16 protein-coding genes are annotated in these 16,522 nt (G+C 65.5%); 4 read left to right on the forward strand and 12 right to left on the reverse strand.

Features of this window, described 5'->3' with window-relative positions; genetic code table 11:
• Nucleotides 1–4: 4 nt before the first annotated feature.
• The 9 genes from SOM08_RS02880 to SOM08_RS02920 form a co-directional block, all read right to left on the reverse strand.
• Nucleotides 5–1,606 carry an AMP-binding protein gene (locus tag SOM08_RS02880; RefSeq protein ID WP_070400761.1) on the reverse strand — a complete coding sequence of 534 codons (1,602 nt, stop codon included), beginning with the start codon at nt 1,604–1,606 and terminating at the stop codon, nt 5–7.
• Between the two features lie 43 nt (nt 1,607–1,649).
• A complete protein-coding gene (locus SOM08_RS02885; protein ID WP_070400762.1) occupies nt 1,650–2,243 on the reverse strand; it encodes a carboxymuconolactone decarboxylase family protein in 594 nt (197 codons plus the stop codon).
• 40 nt (nt 2,244–2,283) lie between these two features.
• On the reverse strand, nt 2,284–2,991 hold the full coding sequence (locus SOM08_RS02890; protein WP_070400763.1) for an ABC transporter ATP-binding protein: 708 nt from the start codon (nt 2,989–2,991) through the stop codon (nt 2,284–2,286).
• Entirely contained in the window at nt 2,988–3,740 is a 753-nt protein-coding gene (locus SOM08_RS02895; protein WP_070400764.1) for an ABC transporter ATP-binding protein, read from the reverse strand. The genes SOM08_RS02890 and SOM08_RS02895 overlap by 4 nt, the downstream gene beginning before the upstream one ends.
• Nucleotides 3,737–4,705: a branched-chain amino acid ABC transporter permease gene (locus tag SOM08_RS02900; RefSeq protein ID WP_070400765.1), complete on the reverse strand. Its 969-nt coding sequence runs from the start codon at nt 4,703–4,705 to the stop codon at nt 3,737–3,739. Before SOM08_RS02900 ends, SOM08_RS02895 begins: the two co-directional genes overlap by 4 nt.
• Nucleotides 4,702–5,526: a branched-chain amino acid ABC transporter permease gene (locus SOM08_RS02905; protein WP_245980920.1), complete on the reverse strand. Its 825-nt coding sequence runs from the start codon at nt 5,524–5,526 to the stop codon at nt 4,702–4,704. Before SOM08_RS02905 ends, SOM08_RS02900 begins: the two co-directional genes overlap by 4 nt.
• Nucleotides 5,527–5,607: 81 nt before the next feature.
• A complete protein-coding gene (locus SOM08_RS02910; RefSeq protein ID WP_070400767.1) occupies nt 5,608–6,804 on the reverse strand; it encodes an ABC transporter substrate-binding protein in 1,197 nt (398 codons plus the stop codon).
• A gap of 37 nt (nt 6,805–6,841) precedes the next feature.
• Nucleotides 6,842–7,081, reverse strand: a complete 240-nt coding sequence (locus tag SOM08_RS02915) for an SDR family oxidoreductase (protein ID WP_070400768.1) — start codon at nt 7,079–7,081, stop codon at nt 6,842–6,844.
• A 25-nt stretch (nt 7,082–7,106) separates the two neighbouring features.
• Complete coding sequence (locus SOM08_RS02920; protein WP_322470015.1) at nt 7,107–8,294, reverse strand: lipid-transfer protein; 1,188 nt, start codon at nt 8,292–8,294, stop codon at nt 7,107–7,109.
• Nucleotides 8,295–8,495: 201 nt separating this feature from the next.
• Between SOM08_RS02920 and SOM08_RS02925 the strand changes: the two genes are divergently transcribed.
• The gene (locus tag SOM08_RS02925) at nt 8,496–9,191 is read left to right on the forward strand and encodes a TetR/AcrR family transcriptional regulator (protein ID WP_070400770.1); all 696 of its coding nucleotides are present in this window, start codon (nt 8,496–8,498) and stop codon (nt 9,189–9,191) included.
• A 117-nt stretch (nt 9,192–9,308) separates the two neighbouring features.
• Here the strand turns inward: SOM08_RS02925 and SOM08_RS02930 are convergent, their stop codons facing one another.
• Genes SOM08_RS02930 through SOM08_RS02940 form a run of 3 tightly spaced genes read right to left on the reverse strand, consistent with a single transcriptional unit; the run spans nt 9,309 to nt 13,155 of the window.
• Nucleotides 9,309–11,093, reverse strand: coding sequence for an acyl-CoA dehydrogenase (locus SOM08_RS02930; protein ID WP_070400771.1), 1,785 nt, complete (start codon nt 11,091–11,093; stop codon nt 9,309–9,311).
• A 23-nt stretch (nt 11,094–11,116) separates the two neighbouring features.
• Nucleotides 11,117–12,343 (reverse strand): phenylacetate--CoA ligase family protein, encoded by a 1,227-nt coding sequence (locus SOM08_RS02935; RefSeq protein WP_070400772.1) that lies wholly within the window; start codon nt 12,341–12,343, stop codon nt 11,117–11,119.
• Between the two features lie 14 nt (nt 12,344–12,357).
• On the reverse strand, nt 12,358–13,155 hold the full coding sequence (locus tag SOM08_RS02940) for an enoyl-CoA hydratase/isomerase family protein (protein ID WP_070400832.1): 798 nt from the start codon (nt 13,153–13,155) through the stop codon (nt 12,358–12,360).
• Between the two features lie 105 nt (nt 13,156–13,260).
• On the opposite strand from SOM08_RS02940, the gene SOM08_RS02945 reads away from it, so the two are divergent.
• The 3 genes from SOM08_RS02945 to SOM08_RS02955 all read left to right on the forward strand — a co-directional run bounded on the left by SOM08_RS02945 (nt 13,261) and on the right by SOM08_RS02955 (nt 16,496).
• On the forward strand, nt 13,261–14,349 hold the full coding sequence (locus SOM08_RS02945) for a CaiB/BaiF CoA-transferase family protein (protein WP_322470016.1): 1,089 nt from the start codon (nt 13,261–13,263) through the stop codon (nt 14,347–14,349).
• Between the two features lie 120 nt (nt 14,350–14,469).
• Nucleotides 14,470–15,708 carry a thiolase family protein gene (locus SOM08_RS02950; RefSeq protein ID WP_070400774.1) on the forward strand — a complete coding sequence of 413 codons (1,239 nt, stop codon included), beginning with the start codon at nt 14,470–14,472 and terminating at the stop codon, nt 15,706–15,708.
• A 26-nt stretch (nt 15,709–15,734) separates the two neighbouring features.
• Nucleotides 15,735–16,496, forward strand: coding sequence for an SDR family NAD(P)-dependent oxidoreductase (locus SOM08_RS02955; RefSeq protein WP_070400775.1), 762 nt, complete (start codon nt 15,735–15,737; stop codon nt 16,494–16,496).
• The last annotated feature ends 26 nt before the right edge of the window (nt 16,497–16,522 follow it).

Consider the following 16,522-nt stretch of genomic DNA (forward strand, 5'->3'; position numbering starts at 1 on the left):
GTGTTTACCGGGCGGTTGCCGCCTCGGCGTCGTAGGCGTCAACGCTGCCTTGCTGGCGCAGGACGGCGCGCTGGATCTTTCCGGTCGCCGTCTTCGGCAAGCTGTCCATCTGGCGCAAGTAACGCGGCTTGGCAAAGCGCGGCAGCTGAGCGCTGGCCTGGCGGACGATGTCCGCCATGTCCAGCACCGCGCCTTCGCGGGGCACCAGGGCCAGCATCACCTCATCCTCCCCGCCCGCGCCCTGCGCCGGAACGGCGTAGGCCGCCACTTCGTGGATACCCGGCAACTGGCCCACCACGGCCTCGACTTCTGTGGCCGAGATGTTCTCGCCACGTCGGCGAATGCAGTCCTTGATGCGGTCCACGAAGGTAATGAGCCCCTGCGCGTCCCGCGTGCCGGCGTCGCCCGTGTGAAACCAGAGGTTGCGCCATGCCTCGACCGTTTTCGCCGGGACGTTCAAGTAGCCCGCCATGAAGCCGAAGGGCACCTTGGGCCGCACCAGGATTTCGCCCACCTGCCCGACCGGCACGGGTACGTCGGTCTCTGGGTCGGCGATGCAGATCTCGAATCGGTCCTCGTGCGCCCAGCCGGCCGCGTTCGGCGCCGGCTGCCCGATGCGTCCCCAGATGGGAATGCCGACCTCGGTCATGCCGAACCCGGACAGGACGTCCTTCACGCCGAAGCGCTCGCGGAACACGGCTTCGTGCTGGGCGGGGTTGGGTGCGCTCAGGCTGGCGCGCAAGCGGTGGTTGCGGTCCTGCTCCGTGGGCGGCTGATTGATGACGAACATGGCTGTGGTGCCGAGGTGGTTGGTCAGCGTGGCACCGGATTCCCGGATGTCGGCCAGCCAAGTGCTGGCGCTGAAGCGCTGCTTCAGGAAGGCCGGGATGCCCGCCAGCACCGTGGCCCCCAGTTGCAGGAACAGGCCGTTGGCATGGAACAGGGGCAGGCAGATGTAGTACTTGTCGGTTTCGGTGATTTCCAGGCTGCGTATCGACCCCAGCCCAAGCAGTGCGCAGTGGCAGTGCGGCATCAGCACGCCCTTGCTCGGCCCGGTGGTGCCGGAGGTGTACATGATGCAGAAGATGTCCTCGGGCCTCGGCGCGGGGCCCTCCCAAGGCGCGCAGGCGTTGCTGTCCGTCCAGGCCACCTGGCGCAAGTGCTCGGGCACGGCGGCGGGCGCATCGCCCACCACGATCAGGGTGCGCAGGTGGGGCAGTTCCTCCGCCAGGATGGCGATGTGTTCGACCAGCGATGCGTCCACCACTATGGTGGCCAGTTGGCAGTCGTTCAACTGGTGACGAAGGAATGAGGAGCGCAGCTCGGTGTTGAGCATCACCGCTGTGGCCCGCAGGTAGCCGATGCCGAACGTGGTCGCCACCATGGCGCAGCTGTTGAACATGAAGACGCCGACGCGCTCCTCAGGCTGCACGCCCAGTTGGTGTAGGAAGCCGGCAAACCGCTGGCTGCTCGCGAAGGCCTGCTCCGCAGTGAGGGTGCTGCCCCGGCTGTCCTCCAGCCAGGGCGCGCCAGGGTGGCTGGTGGCCCATTCGCGCAGGGCATCGGTCAGCGTGCATGCGTGGGGTTCGTGGATACGGCTGTACATGGGTCTCTTTCTCCATTCCTTGGAATATCGATGTGGGGCAGGCTCAGACTTCCAGGTTCTTGAGCCAGGGAACGTGGGCCAGCGCCTCCGAGGGAACTGGCTCCAGCACCGATCCCATCAGGCCGTTCCAGCGGTTGAACCATCCGACCATGGCCACGCAGGACACGATCTCGACGACTTCCTCCTCGGTGAAGACCTGCCGGGCCTGCCCGATGGCCTGGGCTGGTTCGCGCACCGGCAGGGTGCCGCCCGCGGTGGCGATGGCCAGCGCCTTGCGCTCCTGCCCGGTGTACCGGGGATCGTCCAAGTAGGACGGCAGCGCGGCCAGCTTGTCCCAACCGATGCCCAGGTGGTGGGCGGCATGGACGAGGTGTGTCGTCGTATAGCGGCAACGCGCGCCGCGCGCGGCTTCCGCGGCGACCAGGAAGCGCAGTGGCTCCGTGAGCAGGCCGTCGCCGCGCAGCGTCACGCCTAGCAGCTTGAGCAGCGCGGGCACCACGCCGGGCTTGCGCGCCATGGTCAGCAGCGCATTCGGGCGATAGCCGACGAAATCCACCAACTCTTCCAGCACGGGGTCTTGGGAGCGGGGGTCGTTTTCATGCAGGGGCACGATGCGCGCGGCGGTGTGGACGTTCATGGGCATGCCTTGACTTGAGATTTTTGTGAACACGGAGCGGTCACGCCGCCGCGCCCGTCGTGATGAGACCCTCGACGTGGGCGCGCTGCGCATCCAACTCCTGGGCCGTGCCGGACCAGGCGACCTGGCCGTGGTCCAGCACGTACTGACGGTGGGCCAGCTTCATCGGCACCTTGAGGTTCTGTTCCACCAGCACGATGCCGGTGCCCTGGCGATGGACCTCGCTGAACACCCGGACCAGCTGGGCTACGATGACCGGCGCCAGCCCCTCGGTGGGTTCGTCGAGCAGCAGCATGCGCGGGTTGCCCAGCAGGGCGCGCCCGATCGACAGCATCTGCTGCTCGCCGCCGGAAAGCTGGTCACCGCCAAAGTTCAGCCGCTCCCGCAACCGCGGGAACACGTCCAGCACCCGATCGAGGGTCCAGTGCCCCGGCTGGTGGGCCAGCGCGCCCATCTTCAGGTTCTCCAGCACCGAAAGGTTGGGGAAGATGCGGCGCGTGTCCGGCACCAGCGCCACGCCGAGCTTGGCGATGGCTTCCACGCCCAGGCCCGAAATGTCCTGCTCACCCAGCAGGCGCCGGCCGGCCACCAGCGGCATCAGGCCGATCAGGGCTTTCAGCAAGGTGGTCTTGCCCGCGCCGTTGCGCCCGACGATGGCGACGATCTCATGAAAATCGATCCGCACTGAGATTTCTTCCAGCGCCAGGGCCTGGCCGTACTTGATACTGGCTTTTTCGAGTTCGATCACTGCGCGTCCTCCCCGAGGTAAATCGAGCGCACCGATTCGTTCCGGCGGATAGCCTCGGGAGAGCCGCACGCAATGACCGAGCCGTTGCTCATGACCACAATTTCGTGGGAAAGCGACATCACCACGTCCATGTTGTGCTCGATCAGCAGCACCGTCCTCCCCTGCGCGGCCTTACGGATCAGGGCCAGTGCGGCCTGGATCTCATGGTGGCCGATGCCGGCCAGTGGCTCGTCCAGCAGCAGGATTTTGGGGTCGGGCAGCAGGGTCACGCCCAGCTCCAGCGAGCGCTGCAGGCCGTAGGGCAGCGTACCCGCGATGTCGTCGCGGTGGGCCGTCAGCCCCGTCAGCTCCAAAATGGCATCCAGTTGCTCGCGGAATTGCCGGTCAAAGTGGCGGCTCATCCAAAAGGGCTGGAACCCCGGCCTGCGCGACTGAGCCGCGACCATCAGGTTCTCCGCCACCGTCATCTCGCCGAAGATCTTGATGATCTGGAAGCTGCGCCCGATGCCCATGCGGGCCCGCTCGTGGGCTGGGCGCTGGCTGATGTCCCGGCCGCCGCAGTAAACCTTGCCGGAATGGCGCATCTGCCGCCCGGCGAGCACATTCAGCAGCGTCGTCTTGCCCGCGCCGTTGGGCCCGATCAGGCCGTAGATGCGGCCCTCCTGGAACTCATGGCTGACGTCGTTGACCGCCTTCAGGGCGCCGTAGCTGACGGTCACGCCCTCGCATCGCAGTGCCGCCTGGCTCATCGGGGACTTCTCCGCCGGTTCTTCTGGTACACCGCAAAGCCCTTCTCCAGTTCGCCGACGATGCCCCGCGGGAAGAATATGGTCGTGAGGATGAACACCAGGCCCAGCACGCCGTACCAGTACTCGGTCCAACTGCTCAGCCACTCCTTGAGCACCTCGAAGGCGATCACGCCGACAGTGGCGCCCCATAGCGAGCCGGAGCCGCCCAGCAGGGTCATGATGATCACGTCCCCAGAGGTCGTCCAGTGCAGCATCTGCGGGTTCATGTACATCAGCAGCGAGGCCAGCAGAGCCCCCGCCAGGCCGCTCAGGCCACCCGAGATCACGAAGGTGATCTGCTTGTATCGATTGACGTTGAAGCCCAGTTGGTCGGCGCGGGTCTCGTTGCCGCGGATCGCCGCGATCACGCGGCCGAACGGCGAGCTGCGCAGCGAGATCACCGCCAACATGACTAGGGCATACACGCCCAGCACGAACCAGTAGTAGTGGACGGGGTCGTAGAAGTCGATGCCCAGGAAACCCGGCCGCTCCACGCCCGAGATGCCGTCCGACCCGCCGGTGAAGCCGCGCAGCTTGCTGTCCGCCAGGATGAAGATCAACTGGGACAACGCCAGGGTCACCAGCGCGAAGAAAATGCCGGACACCCGCAGCGCAAAGAAGCTGAACAGCAAGGCGAACGCGGCCCCCACGATGATGGCCAGGCCGACGCCAGCGGAGAAGGGCAACCCGTACTTCTGCGTCGCCAGGGCCACGGCATAGCCGCCCACCCCGAGGAAGGTGGCGTGCCCGAACGACACCATGCCCAGCGCGCCGAAGACGAAGTCAAAGCCGACGGCGAAGATCGCCCAGATGGCCGCCAGGGTGACCAGTTGGATCAGCGCCTCCCCTGGGTGAAGGAAGGGCAGCAAGATGCCCGCCGCGGCCAGCAGCAGGCCAAAGCAGATGTCGAATCTGGTGAGTTTCATGCCGTCCTCGCCGTCCGGTAGAACAGGCCCTGCGGCCGCGTCAAAAGGGTGCCAATCAGCAGCACGAAGGTCATGATGTCCACCCAGCCGGGCAGGTACACATAGCCCAGCGCACGCACCATGCCGATCAGCATGGACGCGGCAATCGCCCCCCGGATGTTCCCGAGGCCGCCCAGGATCACGACGATGAAGCAGTCGATGATGGTGTTGGTCGCCATGCCCAATTCGATGGGGAACAGCGGCGCAGCAATTGCGCCCGCCAAGCCCGACAGGCCACAACCTGTGGCGAAGACCGCCATGCGGATCGTGCCCACCGGCAGGCCCAGGATGCGCACCATTTCCGCGTCGCTGCTGGCGGCCCGCACGAGCATGCCGAAGGTGCTTTTCTCCAGCACCAGGTACAGGCCCGCCGAGACAAGTGCGCCGAACCCGATCACGAACAGCCGGTACATCGGGATCGTGCTGCCCAGCATGTCCACGGTGCCGTTCCACAGCTGCGGAATCGCTACTTCCTGGTAGCCAGGACCCCAGACGAATCGCACCAGGTCGCTCAGGATCAGGATCAGACCGAAGGTCAGGATCAACTGGTAGAAGTGCGGGCGCTCGTAGAGCGGGCGCAGCGTCAGCTTCTCGATCACCGCGCCCGCCAGCGCGGTGAAGAACGTGGCAGCCAGCACCCCCATGAGAAACGAGCCCGTTCGCCGCCCCGTTTCATACGAGACGTAGGCGCCCAACATGTAGATGGCACCGTGGGCGAAGTTGATCACGCCCAGCATGCCGAAGATGAGCGTCAGACCCGCCGCCAACAGGAAGAGCAGCATGCCCAGGCTCAAGCCAATCACGATAGTTGACATAGTGATTCACCAAGTGCGGGGGGCCGGGGCGGCGCCCCGCAACAGCCCTCAGCTCTTGCAGGCCTCGAACAGCTTCTCTTCGGGGAAGACCTTGGTGATTTTCATCGTCAGGAGGGGGGCCGGCGGGGTGCCCTGCACCACCTCGCCCCAGAAGCCCGGCTGCAAGGCCTGGTGGTCGCAGGCGCGCATGGTCTTCTTGCCCTCCACGGAGTTCTCGCGGACGCTGGTGGCGAAGGCGTCCACCCACTTTTCCTTGTCCCAGGAGCCAGTCTTTTCCACCGTGTCCAGCCACCAGGCCATGCCGTCGTAGGCTTCCCCGGCCGTCATGCTGGGAGAGACGCCGAACTTCTTGCGGTAGGCTTCGACGAACTTGCGGTTGGCGGCGGTGTCGATGGTGTGGTCATAGCGCAAGCCGGAATTGACGCCCAGCGAGGCCGGCCCAGCGGCCGCTGCCATGGTTTCATCGGCAACCACAGGTCCGAAAAGCACCTTGCTCTTGCCCAGGTTCACCTGGCCCGCCTGTTTGAGTAGGGTGACCACGTCCGAACCCGTCAGCATCAGCAGCACGCCGTCGGCGTCGGACTTGGCGATCTTGTCCACGATCGACGAGTAGTCGCGGTTGCCCAGGGGCGGAAAGTCCTCGCCCACGATCTGTACACCGGTGGACCCGACCTGGCTCTTGATCCACTCATAGCCGTCGCGGGTGGCTTGGTAATCGGCGGTGACGGCGTAGATCTTCTTGAGCTTCTTGTCCTGCATGTACACCAGCGCCATGCGGTTTTCCATGCCCAGGTTGTTCGACGTGCGGAAGGTGTAGCGGGAGCCGCCAGGCACGGTGATTTTGTCGTCCGCCGAAATGGTGACGAGGTGGGGAACCTTGCGCTGCTTGGTCAGGTTCATGACGGCGAGCGTGGAGGCGGAGCTGAGCGCGCCGAAGATCATGTGCGAGCCCTCGGAGATCAGCTTGGTGGCCTTCTGCACGGCCGGCTGGGGCTTGGTCTCATCGTCCTCCCAGGTGATTTCGATGGGGACGCCCAGCACCTTGCCACCGCGCTCCTCGACAGCGACCTGCGCGCCTCGACGCATGTCCTCGCCCAGCAGCCCGTAGGGGCCGGACAGCGACAGCACGCCACCGATCTTGAACTTTTCCGGCTTGGTCTGGGCGTACCCGTTGGACACCAACCCCATGGCCGCCGCCGCGGCGACCACCATGCTCTTCTTGAACCATTTCGCAACGCTACCCATGATCTGTCTCCTGTCGTTGGTCACCATGAATTCCAGGTCAGCCGATGCCGGCGAAAATGCCGCCATCAACCATGATTTCAGCGGAAGTGACGTACTTGGATTCGTCACTCGCCAGCCACAGGGCCGTGTAGGCCACGTCCCATGCCTCTCCCATGCGGCCCATGGGACGCTGCCGGTCCCGCTTGGCCAGCGTTTCTTCCAGCGAGGCCTCCTGATATCCGTCCGCCAAGGCCAGTGAAGGTTGCCGAACCATGGGCGTATTCATCAGGTCGGGCATCAGCACGTTCGAGCGGATGCCTCGCTCAGCCTGCGCGCCCGTACAGGGTTACCACGGTGACGCCACCCAGGCCCGCGTTGTGCTGCAGGGCGAATCGCGCACCCTCAACCTGGCGTTCTTCGGCGCTACCGCGGATCTGGTGGGTCAGCTCGTAACACTGCGCCAGGCCGGTCGCGCCCAGCGGATGGCCTTTGGACAGCAACCCGCCCGAGGGGTTGACGACGACCGCGCCGCCATAGGTGTTGCCGTTGGCCTCGACGAAGGCCTGGGCCTCTCCGACGGGGCAGAACCCCAAGCCCTCGTAGCTGAGCAGCTCGTTCTGCGCGAAGCAGTCGTGCAGTTCGCACACGTCGATGTCCTGCGGCCCCACGCCCGCCGCCTTGTAGACCTGGTGGGCGGCCTCGCGCGTCATGTCGAAGCCCACGACGGAAATCCCCGACTTCTCGTCGAACGTGCCGGGACGGTCGGACACCAGCGACTGCGCCAGCACCTGGACGTTGGTGCCCAGCCCCATCTTCTGCGCGAACTTCTTGCTGACAAATACCGCCGCCGCGGCGCCGCAGGTTGGCGGGCAGGCCATCAGGCGGGTCATGGTGCCGGGCACCAGGGACGAGCTAGCCATCACTTCTTCCTCCGTCACCTCCTTGCGGAACAGCGCCAGCGTATTGCGCGCGGCATGGCGGCTCGCCTTGGCGCGGATCTTGGCGAAGGTTTCCAGCGAGGTGCCGTACCGGTCCATGTGCTCGCGGCCCGCCGCGGCGAAGTAGCGGATCGCCATGGGCAGCTCCGGATGGCCGAACACTTCGTCCATGACCCCGTTGAAGCGATCAAGCGGGTCGGGCCGGTCATCCCAATAGTTCTTCAGGGCACCGGAAGGCATCTGCTCGAAGCCCACCGCGAGGGCGCAGTCGACCGAGCCGTTGGCCACTGCCTTGCGCGCCAGGTACAGCGCAGTGGAGCCGGAGGCGCAATTGTTGTTGACGTTGATCACCGGCACGCCGGTCATGCCGACTTCATAGACAGCGCGCTGGCCGCTGGCCGAGTCGCCATAGACATAACCCGCATAGACGTCCTGCACGTCGGAGTAGGCGAGGCCGGCGTCCTGCAGCGCCTGGCGGATCGCCTGCGCGGCCATTTCCGGATACGGCAGGTTGTCTCCGGGTTTCTTGAAAGGGGTCATGCCGACACCGGCGACGAGAACGGGTTCTGACATTGCGATACCTCCGGGTTGATTCATCAAAACGTACGTTGAATCGAAGCGCACCGCACAATCCGCATGCTGTCCGCAACAGCGGGAAGGACGTTGTGCATGCTTTTCAGTGGGTACTATTTCGCATAAATTGGTACCATTAGATGCCCTTCATCGGTACCATGTCAAATGATTTGGTACCGAATTTGACTGGTGAAAACCCTTATGAGAAAGAATCTCACCGACGACGACTTCATGGATGCGTTGACCGATCTGCTGCTCGCGGAGGGCATCAACGGCCTGACGGTGGGCGAGATCGCCGCACGGCTGCACTGTTCGCGGCGGCGCCTCTACGACGTTGCGCAGACGAAGGAAGAGATCTTCTGCGCGGCGGCTGAGCACTTCTTCAACCGCATCCTGGGCCAGAGCGAAGCGCTGGTCGGCCGTGAGCAGGATCTGACAGCGGCGCTCGCCGCCTACCTCAACGTAGGTGTTCAGGCGGCCGGCCGGATCGGCGTCCAGTTCCTGAAGGATCTGGAATACTCCGCGACCGCCAGGAGCATCTTCGACCGCTACCAACAGGCGCGCACCATGAGGCTGTCCCAACTGATCGACGAGGGAGTGCAGCAGGGCGTGTTCGCGCCCTGCCACGGGTTGGTGGTGTCCGAACTCATCCTGGGCGCCGCGCTGAGGCTGCGCCGCCCGGCCTTCCTCGCCCAGGCCAACCTGACCATCGAGGAGGCCTTTCAGGAGTTCTACCGGGTATTGCTGGGTGGACTTCTGATCGACTCAGCCACTCCGAAAGTGACTCAGGATGGCACGCGGACAGGCCGGACTACCGCGCGGCGCACATTCGCAAAGAAAGATGTTGGTGCTGACGAGGTCGGCGCGATGTTGATGGCCGCCTGGAACCGCGATTAGTACTACAGCCGTAGCGATATCCGCTGCGGTGATGGTCTTCGAGAAGCAGGCGTTCATACCCGTCTGCAGATCTTCGGACGTCGTAGCCGTTCTGATCGTTCATCGTCTGCTCATCTTTCAGAGCTGGTCGTCCGACAATGCCAACGTGCTGGCCGCTCCATTGATCACGATGTCGCGCAGCGCGGAAGCCTCCACTAGGACGTGCGTCGCGTAGTGACTGGCCGTGATGCGCTTGGCACTCAGGAAGCCCGCATCGCCAGCGCCCGCCGCCAGTTGCGCCGTCGCGGCCTCAGCCATGCGCGCCGACAGCCAGCCCCCGATCACGGTGCCCGCCAGTCGAAGGAAGGGTACTGCGCCTGCGGCACAATCCTGCGACTGCGCATCACTGTGGACGAGCAGCCAATCAGCGCTTTCCTCCAGGGCATGAGCTGTTTTCATCAGCGCATCCCCGATTGGCTCGAGTTCCGGGTCGCGCGCATCCATCAGCCGGCGCGCATCGCTGTCGATACGAGCCAGTAACGCCTTCAGCGTGCGCCCACCCTCGCGCGCCAGCTTGCGGCCAATCAGGTCGTTGGCCTGGATGCCCGTGGTGCCTTCATAGATCGTCGTGATGCGGGCGTCGCGGAAGTACTGCGCAGCACCGGTTTCCTCGACGTAGCCCATGCCGCCATGGATCTGCACGCCGTCGGAGGTGATGCCCTGCGCGCTGTCAGTGCACCAGCCTTTGACCACTGGCGTCAGCAGGCCGACAAGGGCCTGTGCCTGCGCGCGCTCCTGGGTGTCGGGGTGACCGGCGGCACGGTCCATCTGGCCGGCGCAGAAATAGGCCAGCGCGCGCATCGCCTCGGTTCGCGCCTTCATGTCCATCAGCATGCGCCGCACGTCGGGGTGGCCGGCGATGGTGCCGCTGACGGCCAGCGCCGGCTTGCCCTGCACGCGCTCGAGCGCATAGGCCCGAGCATGCTGGTAGGCGCGCTCGGAAACGCCCACGCCCTCCAGCCCCACATTCAACCGCGCGTGGTTCATCATCGTGAACATGCAGGCCAGCCCCTGGTGCGGCTCACCGACGAGATAGCCGATGGCGCCCCCGCGCTCGCCGAAGCTCATGGACGCCGTGGGGCTGCCATGGATGCCCAGCTTGTGCTCGATCGAAGTGCAGGAAAGGTCATTGCGTTCACCCAGGGAGCCGTCGCCGTTGACCAGGAATTTCGGGCACAGGAACAGCGAGATGCCTTTGACGCCCGGCGGCGCATCGGGCAGGCGAGCGAGCACCAGGTGCACGATGTTCTCGGCCATGTCGTGCTCTCCCCAGGTGATGAAGATCTTGTTGCCGCTGATGCGGTAGTGATCCCCCTCGGGTACGGCGCGGCTGCGCAGCGCGGCCAGATCGGATCCGGCCTGCGGTTCGGTGAGATTCATGGTACCGGTCCAGCGACCTGCGATCATCGGCTCGAGAAAGCGCTGCTTGAGGGCGCCGCTGCCGTGGTGGGCGATCGCCTCCACGGCACCGAGCGTGAGCATCTGGCAGAGGCTGAAGGCCAGGTTGGACGACTTCCACATCTCCAGCACGGCGGTGGACACCAGCGTCGGCAGGCCTTGGCCGCCCCATTCGGTGGAGGCCGGCATGCCGATCCAGCCGTTCTCGCAGAAGCTGGACCAGGCTTCGCGAAATCCATCGGCAGACGTGACCTCGCCATCGTTCCAGCGCGCGCCCTGCACGTCGCCCGGACGATTCAGCGGATCCAGCACGCCAGCGGCATAGTTGGCAGCCTCCCGCAAAATTGCCTCGACCAATTCAGGCGTGGTCTCCTCATGGCCGGGCTGGGCGCAGATCGCCTCCAGGCCTCCCACTTCTTTCATCGTGAACAGCATGTCGCGCAAAGGCGCGGTGTAAACGGACATCGCTTACTCCTTGTATCCCCGCACTAGGAGTGCTTCCGATCGACCAGCAAGGGGGCATCAACGGCCAGATCGTCGGCTGATATCCATTCGATAGCGTCCAGCTTCAAACGGGTGCGTTGCTTGAAGATCTCGTGAAGAGCCTTCTCGGCCATTGCCGCCTCTCCGCCTGGGTTCAAGACGCCACGCAAGGTGATCGTTTCGCGATGCTGCTGGCTCGTGACCACCACTTGAGCTCGCTGGATAGGCGGAACCTGCGCCAACACCTCCTCGACGTTGCGCGGATAGATGAAGATTTCCCGGGCCTTTACACCCTGTCCGACCCGGCCTTCCAGAAGGTTGATGTGGCTGACGAAACCATCCGCTGAGGCGGCGCGTCCGCTGGCCACGTCGCCGGTGCCAAACCGCACGAGTGGCCAGCCACGGTTCATGGTGGTGACCACGATTTCACCGGTTTCACCCAAGGGCAGGGGAACGCCGGTTTGCGGGTCGCAGATCTGGACCAACCTTTCCGGTTGCACGGTGTAGCCTTCCTCGTCCGCTTCTTCGTAGCCGATGAGGCCGAAGTCACCGGTGGCGTATGCGGAGAAGATCTTGATGCCGTACCGGCTCTCGAGCGCGCGTCGCTTGCCCATCCAGTCGCCCATCTCCCCGCCGAGGAACGCCGACTTGAGCTTCCAGGCGCACGGCAGCGCGTGTCCCATGTTCTCCAGGGTCCGGATCAGTGTGAGAAAGAAGGCGGTGGAGGCACAGATGCAGGTGATGCCCAGTTCCAGGATCAGCTGGGCCTGCTGCTCGGCGCCACCTGGGCCGCAGGGGACGACGGTGGCGCCTGTGGCGGCGATGCCCTGATCGAGCAGCACGCCGGCGGGCACCAGGTGGTACGACCAGGTGTTCAGCACTCGGTCCTGCGGGCCGAGGCCTGCGCGCTGGAAGCAGTGGGCGAAACCGTGGCCGTCCTGGTCGTCCACCAACTGGGGTTCGTAGATGGGGCCGGGTGACACGAAGATGCGCTGGATCGCCGCTTCATCGACTGTCAGGAAGCCGCCAAAGGGCGGCGCCCGGCGTTGGCGCTCCAGTAGCGCGTCCTTGCTCGTGACGGGCAGGCGCGCCAGGTCCGCCGCGCTGCGGATGTCCTGTGGCGTCATGCGCGCGCGCTCGTAGATCTCGCGGATGGCGGGCGCCCGCTCGAAGGCGTGCTGCTGCGCCGCGCGCAGCGCGCCGAGACGATCGGATGGGAGGGAATGCGTCATGGCCCGGCGCTCCCTTACTGGCCGGTGAACCGCGGTGAGCGCTTCTCTTCGAAGGCCAGCAAGCCCTCGCGCAGATCGGCGCTGTGCGCATGCACCTCCGAGGCGAGCAGCTCTAGGCGCAGCGCGGTCTCGATGGGTTGTTGCAGGCCGTCGTCGACCAGCGCTTTCATGCGCCTCAGGCCCAGCGGGCTCTTGGCGGCAATCTTGTCCACGAGCGCCTGGGTGGCCGTTTCCAGTTCACCAGGGGCCACCACCTGGTTAACCAGGCCGGCCTCCATCAGTTCTTCCGCAGTGAGGAAGTCGCCGGTGAACAGCAGGTACTTGGCGCGTGTGGCCCCGATGATGCGGGGCAGGCGCACCGACCCCCCTCCACCAGGCAGCAAACCGTAGTTGGCGTGGGCATCGCCGATCTTGGCGCCGCGAACGGCGAGCACCAGGTCGCAGCAGAGCACCAGCTCGAGGCCGCCCGCCAGGGCCAGCCCGTTGAGTGCGGCGATCACCGGCTTGGGGAAACTGTCCAGCCGGTTCATCGTGGCCAGCACGGTGTCGAGGAAGCGGCGCGGGCCGTCCAGATCCAGATCCGATTGCGACCGAACGTACTTGAGGTCGGCCCCGGCGCAAAAAGCCCGGCCCGTGCCGGTGAGAACCACCGCGCGCACGTCTGGGTTCTTCTCGGCGTCGTTCAAGGCCTGATCGAGGCCGCCGAGCACTTCGGGCGTAAGGGCGTTCATCGCGTCCGGCCGGTTCAGGCGGATCCACATCGCACCTTGGCGGACTTCCGCGGCAACAGCGGCGGGCGGCATCGTTTCCATTTCCTGGGCTTGGTTCTTCATGGGCGGATTCTGCGATTCAAGGGTCGGTTTGGCTCTCAGGGGATTCCATTACTGCATGGTCGTTCAATTTACTTTACAGTAAAAATGATCAACAGAAAGGTCGACATGAATCCACCGATTGCATCGCAGGGATCTCCGCTGAAGGGGATCAGGATCGTTGAGTTCGAGGGCATCGGCCCGGGGCCGCTGGCCGGCCTGTTTCTGGCGCAGCTGGGCGCGGATGTCACGGTCGTGGCTCGTCCGGGTCCTGGCGCTTTGCCGAAGGACATGACGCCGCGCGAGGACGGCTTGCTGTCGCGTGGCAAGCGTCGGGTGGTTCTGAACCTGAAGCAGGAAAACGACAGGGACCGCGCGTTGGAGATCGTCGCGGCCAGCGATGGCTTGATCGAGGGCAACCGGCCGGGTGTCATGGAACGCCTAGGCCTGGGGCCCGGCGTCTGCGGGCGCTTGAACCCGCGCCTGGTATATGGGCGCATGACCGGCTGGGGACAGGACGGACCGCTGGCCCAGGCCGCCGGCCACGACATGAACTACGTGGCGCTCACGGGCCTGATGGCGCTGACGGAGCGCCCCGGCCACCCGCCCATATTGCCTCCCACGGTGCTCGGCGATGCGGCGGGCGCACTGGGCTTCTCGCTGGGCATGGTGTCGGGCCTGCTGGCCGCCAGGACGAGCGGGCAGGGCTGCGTGGTGGATGGCGCCATCGTGGATGTGCTGGCCATGCTGTCGCCGCTGGTACAGCTCGTCAGCGCCGCGGGCGGCTTCGATGCAGGCGTGCCGAGTGTGTTCCATGACTCGCCCTTCTACGACCGCTACCTCTGCGCCGATGGTCGCTACGTCACCGTGGGAGCGATCGAGCCACCGTTCTACGCACTGCTGCTGGAGCGGCTCGGGCTGAGCGACGTGGTGCTGTCCGAGCAGATGGACCGGTCCGCTTGGCCTGCATTGAAGGCGCGCATGGCGGCGCTCTTTGCATCGCGGCCCAGTGCGCACTGGACGCAGTTGCTGGAAGGCACAGACGCCTGCTACGCGCCGGTCTTGAACATGGCCGAGGCGGCCAGGCACCCTCACAACGTGGCGCGTGGCCTCTACCACGTGACACCGGCGGGCGATGTCGAGACCGTCAGAGGGCTGCGCTTCGCCGCGCTGGCGGACCGCGCCACCAGGGCCTGATCAGCCTCGGGATTTCCCTAGGCGGCTTGCGTGAATTTGACTATATAGTAAATCACTTTTATTTATAGTAGATTGGCGCTGATGCGGCGCCAACCATCGATCCAGTACAGGAGAAGCGCGTTGGAAGACATCTACGTCGTTGGTGTGGGGATGACCCCGTTTGGCCGGCATCTGAACAAGGACATCAAGCAGCTGACGCGCGAGGCCACTGAGGCGGCGTTGCTGGACGCCGGGATCCGGCGGGAGGACTTGCAGGCAGCCTTCTTCGGCAACACCTCGCAGGGCCACATGGATGGTCAGCACATGATCCGCGGGCAGATCGCCCTGCGTGCCATGGGGATCGGCCGCATTCCGGTGGTCAACGTAGAAAACGCCTGCGCCAGCGGCTCGTCCGCGTTCGTGCTGGCGTGCAACCACGTCCGCTCCGGTGCCGGCGAGGTGGCTCTGGCCATCGGTTCGGAGAAGATGTTCACCGCGGACAAGCAGAAGATGTTCTCGGTCTTCGACAGCGCCTGGGATCTGTCGAGGGCAGGCGAGATTCGCGAAAACCTGATGCTGCTCGGGCGCGACGTGGTGGTGCCGGAGGGCTCCACTTCGCCCAAGCCCTACAGCGTGTTCATGGATGTGTACGCGGCCTTCGCCCGTTCCCACATGCGCAGCTTCGGCACTACGCAGCGCCAGCTGGCGGCCGTCTCGGCCAAGAACCACGCGCATTCGGTGCACAACCCGCTGTCGCAGTACCAAGTGGCCTACAGCATCGAAGACGTGCTGGGCGCCCCGCCCATCACCTACCCTTTGACGCTGCCGATGTGCTCGCCGGTGTCGGATGGCGCCGCTGCGGTCATCGTGTGTAGCCGGTCCGCGCTCCAGCGGCTGGGCATCGACACGCGCCGGGCGATCCGGGTGCTGGCAGCCCTCGTTCAAAGCGGCTCGGACCGCAGCGAGGACGACCATGCCAGCCATTGCACCGCGCTGGCGGCCCGCCGGGCGTACGAACTGGCCGGTGTGGGGCCGGACGACATCTCCGTGGCCGAAGTCCACGATGCCACGGCCATGGGCGAAATCATCCAGTCCGAAAACCTGGGCTTCTGCGAGTTCGGCCAGGGCGGTGTGATCGCCGAGCGGGGCGACACCCGCATCGGTGGGCGCATTCCCATCAACCCCTCTGGCGGCCTGGAGTCCAAGGGGCATCCGGTCGGCGCGACGGGGCTGGCACAGGTGCACGAGCTGGTGACTCAACTGCGCGCGGAAGCCGGTACCCGGCAGGTAGAAGGCGCGCGCATCGCCCTGGCAGAAAACGGCGGGGGCCTCGAGGGCATCGAGGAAGCCGTGGCCTGCATCACCATCCTGGCGCGTTGAGCGCCCTACCCAAAGCGACAAGCAACATGGACATCAAGAACACGGTAGCGCTGGTGACCGGCGCGGGATCAGGCCTCGGCCTGGCGACTTGCAAAGCCCTGGTCGAAGCAGGCGCCCAAGTGGTGGCCGTCGATCTGGACGAAGAACGCCTGGTACGCGAGATGGCCCCGCTGGGCGAGCGCGTGCACACCCTGAAAGTGGATGTGGCCGACGACGCCAGTGTGGCGGCCGCCGTGGCGTTTGCGGTCGACACCTTCGGTGGCTTGCACGTGGCCGTGAACTGCGCGGGCATCCTGGGGCCGTGCAAGACCTTGTCCAAGGGTGAGCTCTTTCCGCTGGATCTCTGGAACCGAGTGATCGGCGTCAACCTCACCGGCACCTTCAACGTCATCCGGCACGCCGCACGTGCGATGGCGGCCAACGAGCCCAACGAGGATGGAGAGCGTGGCGTGATCGTCAACACATCGTCCGGCGCGGCCTGGCAGGGGCAGATGGGGCAGGCCGCCTATAGCGCGAGCAAGGCCGCTGTCATGGGTCTGACGCTACCGGTGGCACGCGACCTGGCGTCGCACGGGGTGCGCGTCGTCGCGCTAGCGCCCGGCCTGTTCGAGACCGGCATGTCGGCCGGCATGCCGGCCAAGGTGGCGCAAAACATCATCGACAACGTGATCCTGTTCCCGAACCGCATGGGGCAGGCGCCGGAGTTCTCGGCCCTGGTTTGCCACGTGGTGGAGAACGCCTACCTGAATGCCACCACGCTAAGCATCGACGGCGGGGCCCGGCTCTGATGCCCATCGTGCAAGCGCGCCACGAC

Origin of the sequence: Hydrogenophaga sp. SNF1 (assembly GCF_034421675.1) — a bacterium.
Taxonomy (GTDB): domain Bacteria; phylum Pseudomonadota; class Gammaproteobacteria; order Burkholderiales; family Burkholderiaceae_C; genus Hydrogenophaga; species Hydrogenophaga borbori.

What these genes read in the sequence shown, in the direction of transcription:
- SOM08_RS02895 (WP_070400764.1), bottom strand. Translation starts at nt 3,740, where the DNA reads ATGAGCCAGGCGGCACTGCGATGCGAGGGCGTGACCGTCAGCTACGGC.
- SOM08_RS02905 (WP_245980920.1), bottom strand. Translation starts at nt 5,526, where the DNA reads ATGCTGCTCTTCCTGTTGGCGGCGGGTCTGACGCTCATCTTCGGCATG.
- SOM08_RS02935 (WP_070400772.1), bottom strand. Translation starts at nt 12,343, where the DNA reads ATGACGCATTCCCTCCCATCCGATCGTCTCGGCGCGCTGCGCGCGGCG.
- SOM08_RS02920 (WP_322470015.1), bottom strand. Translation starts at nt 8,294, where the DNA reads ATGTCAGAACCCGTTCTCGTCGCCGGTGTCGGCATGACCCCTTTCAAG.
- SOM08_RS02880 (WP_070400761.1), bottom strand. Translation starts at nt 1,606, where the DNA reads ATGTACAGCCGTATCCACGAACCCCACGCATGCACGCTGACCGATGCC.
- SOM08_RS02955 (WP_070400775.1), top strand. Translation starts at nt 15,735, where the DNA reads ATGGACATCAAGAACACGGTAGCGCTGGTGACCGGCGCGGGATCAGGC.
- SOM08_RS02940 (WP_070400832.1), bottom strand. Translation starts at nt 13,155, where the DNA reads ATGGAAACGATGCCGCCCGCCGCTGTTGCCGCGGAAGTCCGCCAAGGT.
- SOM08_RS02910 (WP_070400767.1), bottom strand. Translation starts at nt 6,804, where the DNA reads ATGGGTAGCGTTGCGAAATGGTTCAAGAAGAGCATGGTGGTCGCCGCG.
- SOM08_RS02885 (WP_070400762.1), bottom strand. Translation starts at nt 2,243, where the DNA reads ATGAACGTCCACACCGCCGCGCGCATCGTGCCCCTGCATGAAAACGAC.
- SOM08_RS02945 (WP_322470016.1), top strand. Translation starts at nt 13,261, where the DNA reads ATGATCAACAGAAAGGTCGACATGAATCCACCGATTGCATCGCAGGGA.
- SOM08_RS02915 (WP_070400768.1), bottom strand. Translation starts at nt 7,081, where the DNA reads ATGCCCGACCTGATGAATACGCCCATGGTTCGGCAACCTTCACTGGCC.
- SOM08_RS02925 (WP_070400770.1), top strand. Translation starts at nt 8,496, where the DNA reads ATGAGAAAGAATCTCACCGACGACGACTTCATGGATGCGTTGACCGAT.
- SOM08_RS02900 (WP_070400765.1), bottom strand. Translation starts at nt 4,705, where the DNA reads ATGAAACTCACCAGATTCGACATCTGCTTTGGCCTGCTGCTGGCCGCG.
- SOM08_RS02930 (WP_070400771.1), bottom strand. Translation starts at nt 11,093, where the DNA reads ATGTCCGTTTACACCGCGCCTTTGCGCGACATGCTGTTCACGATGAAA.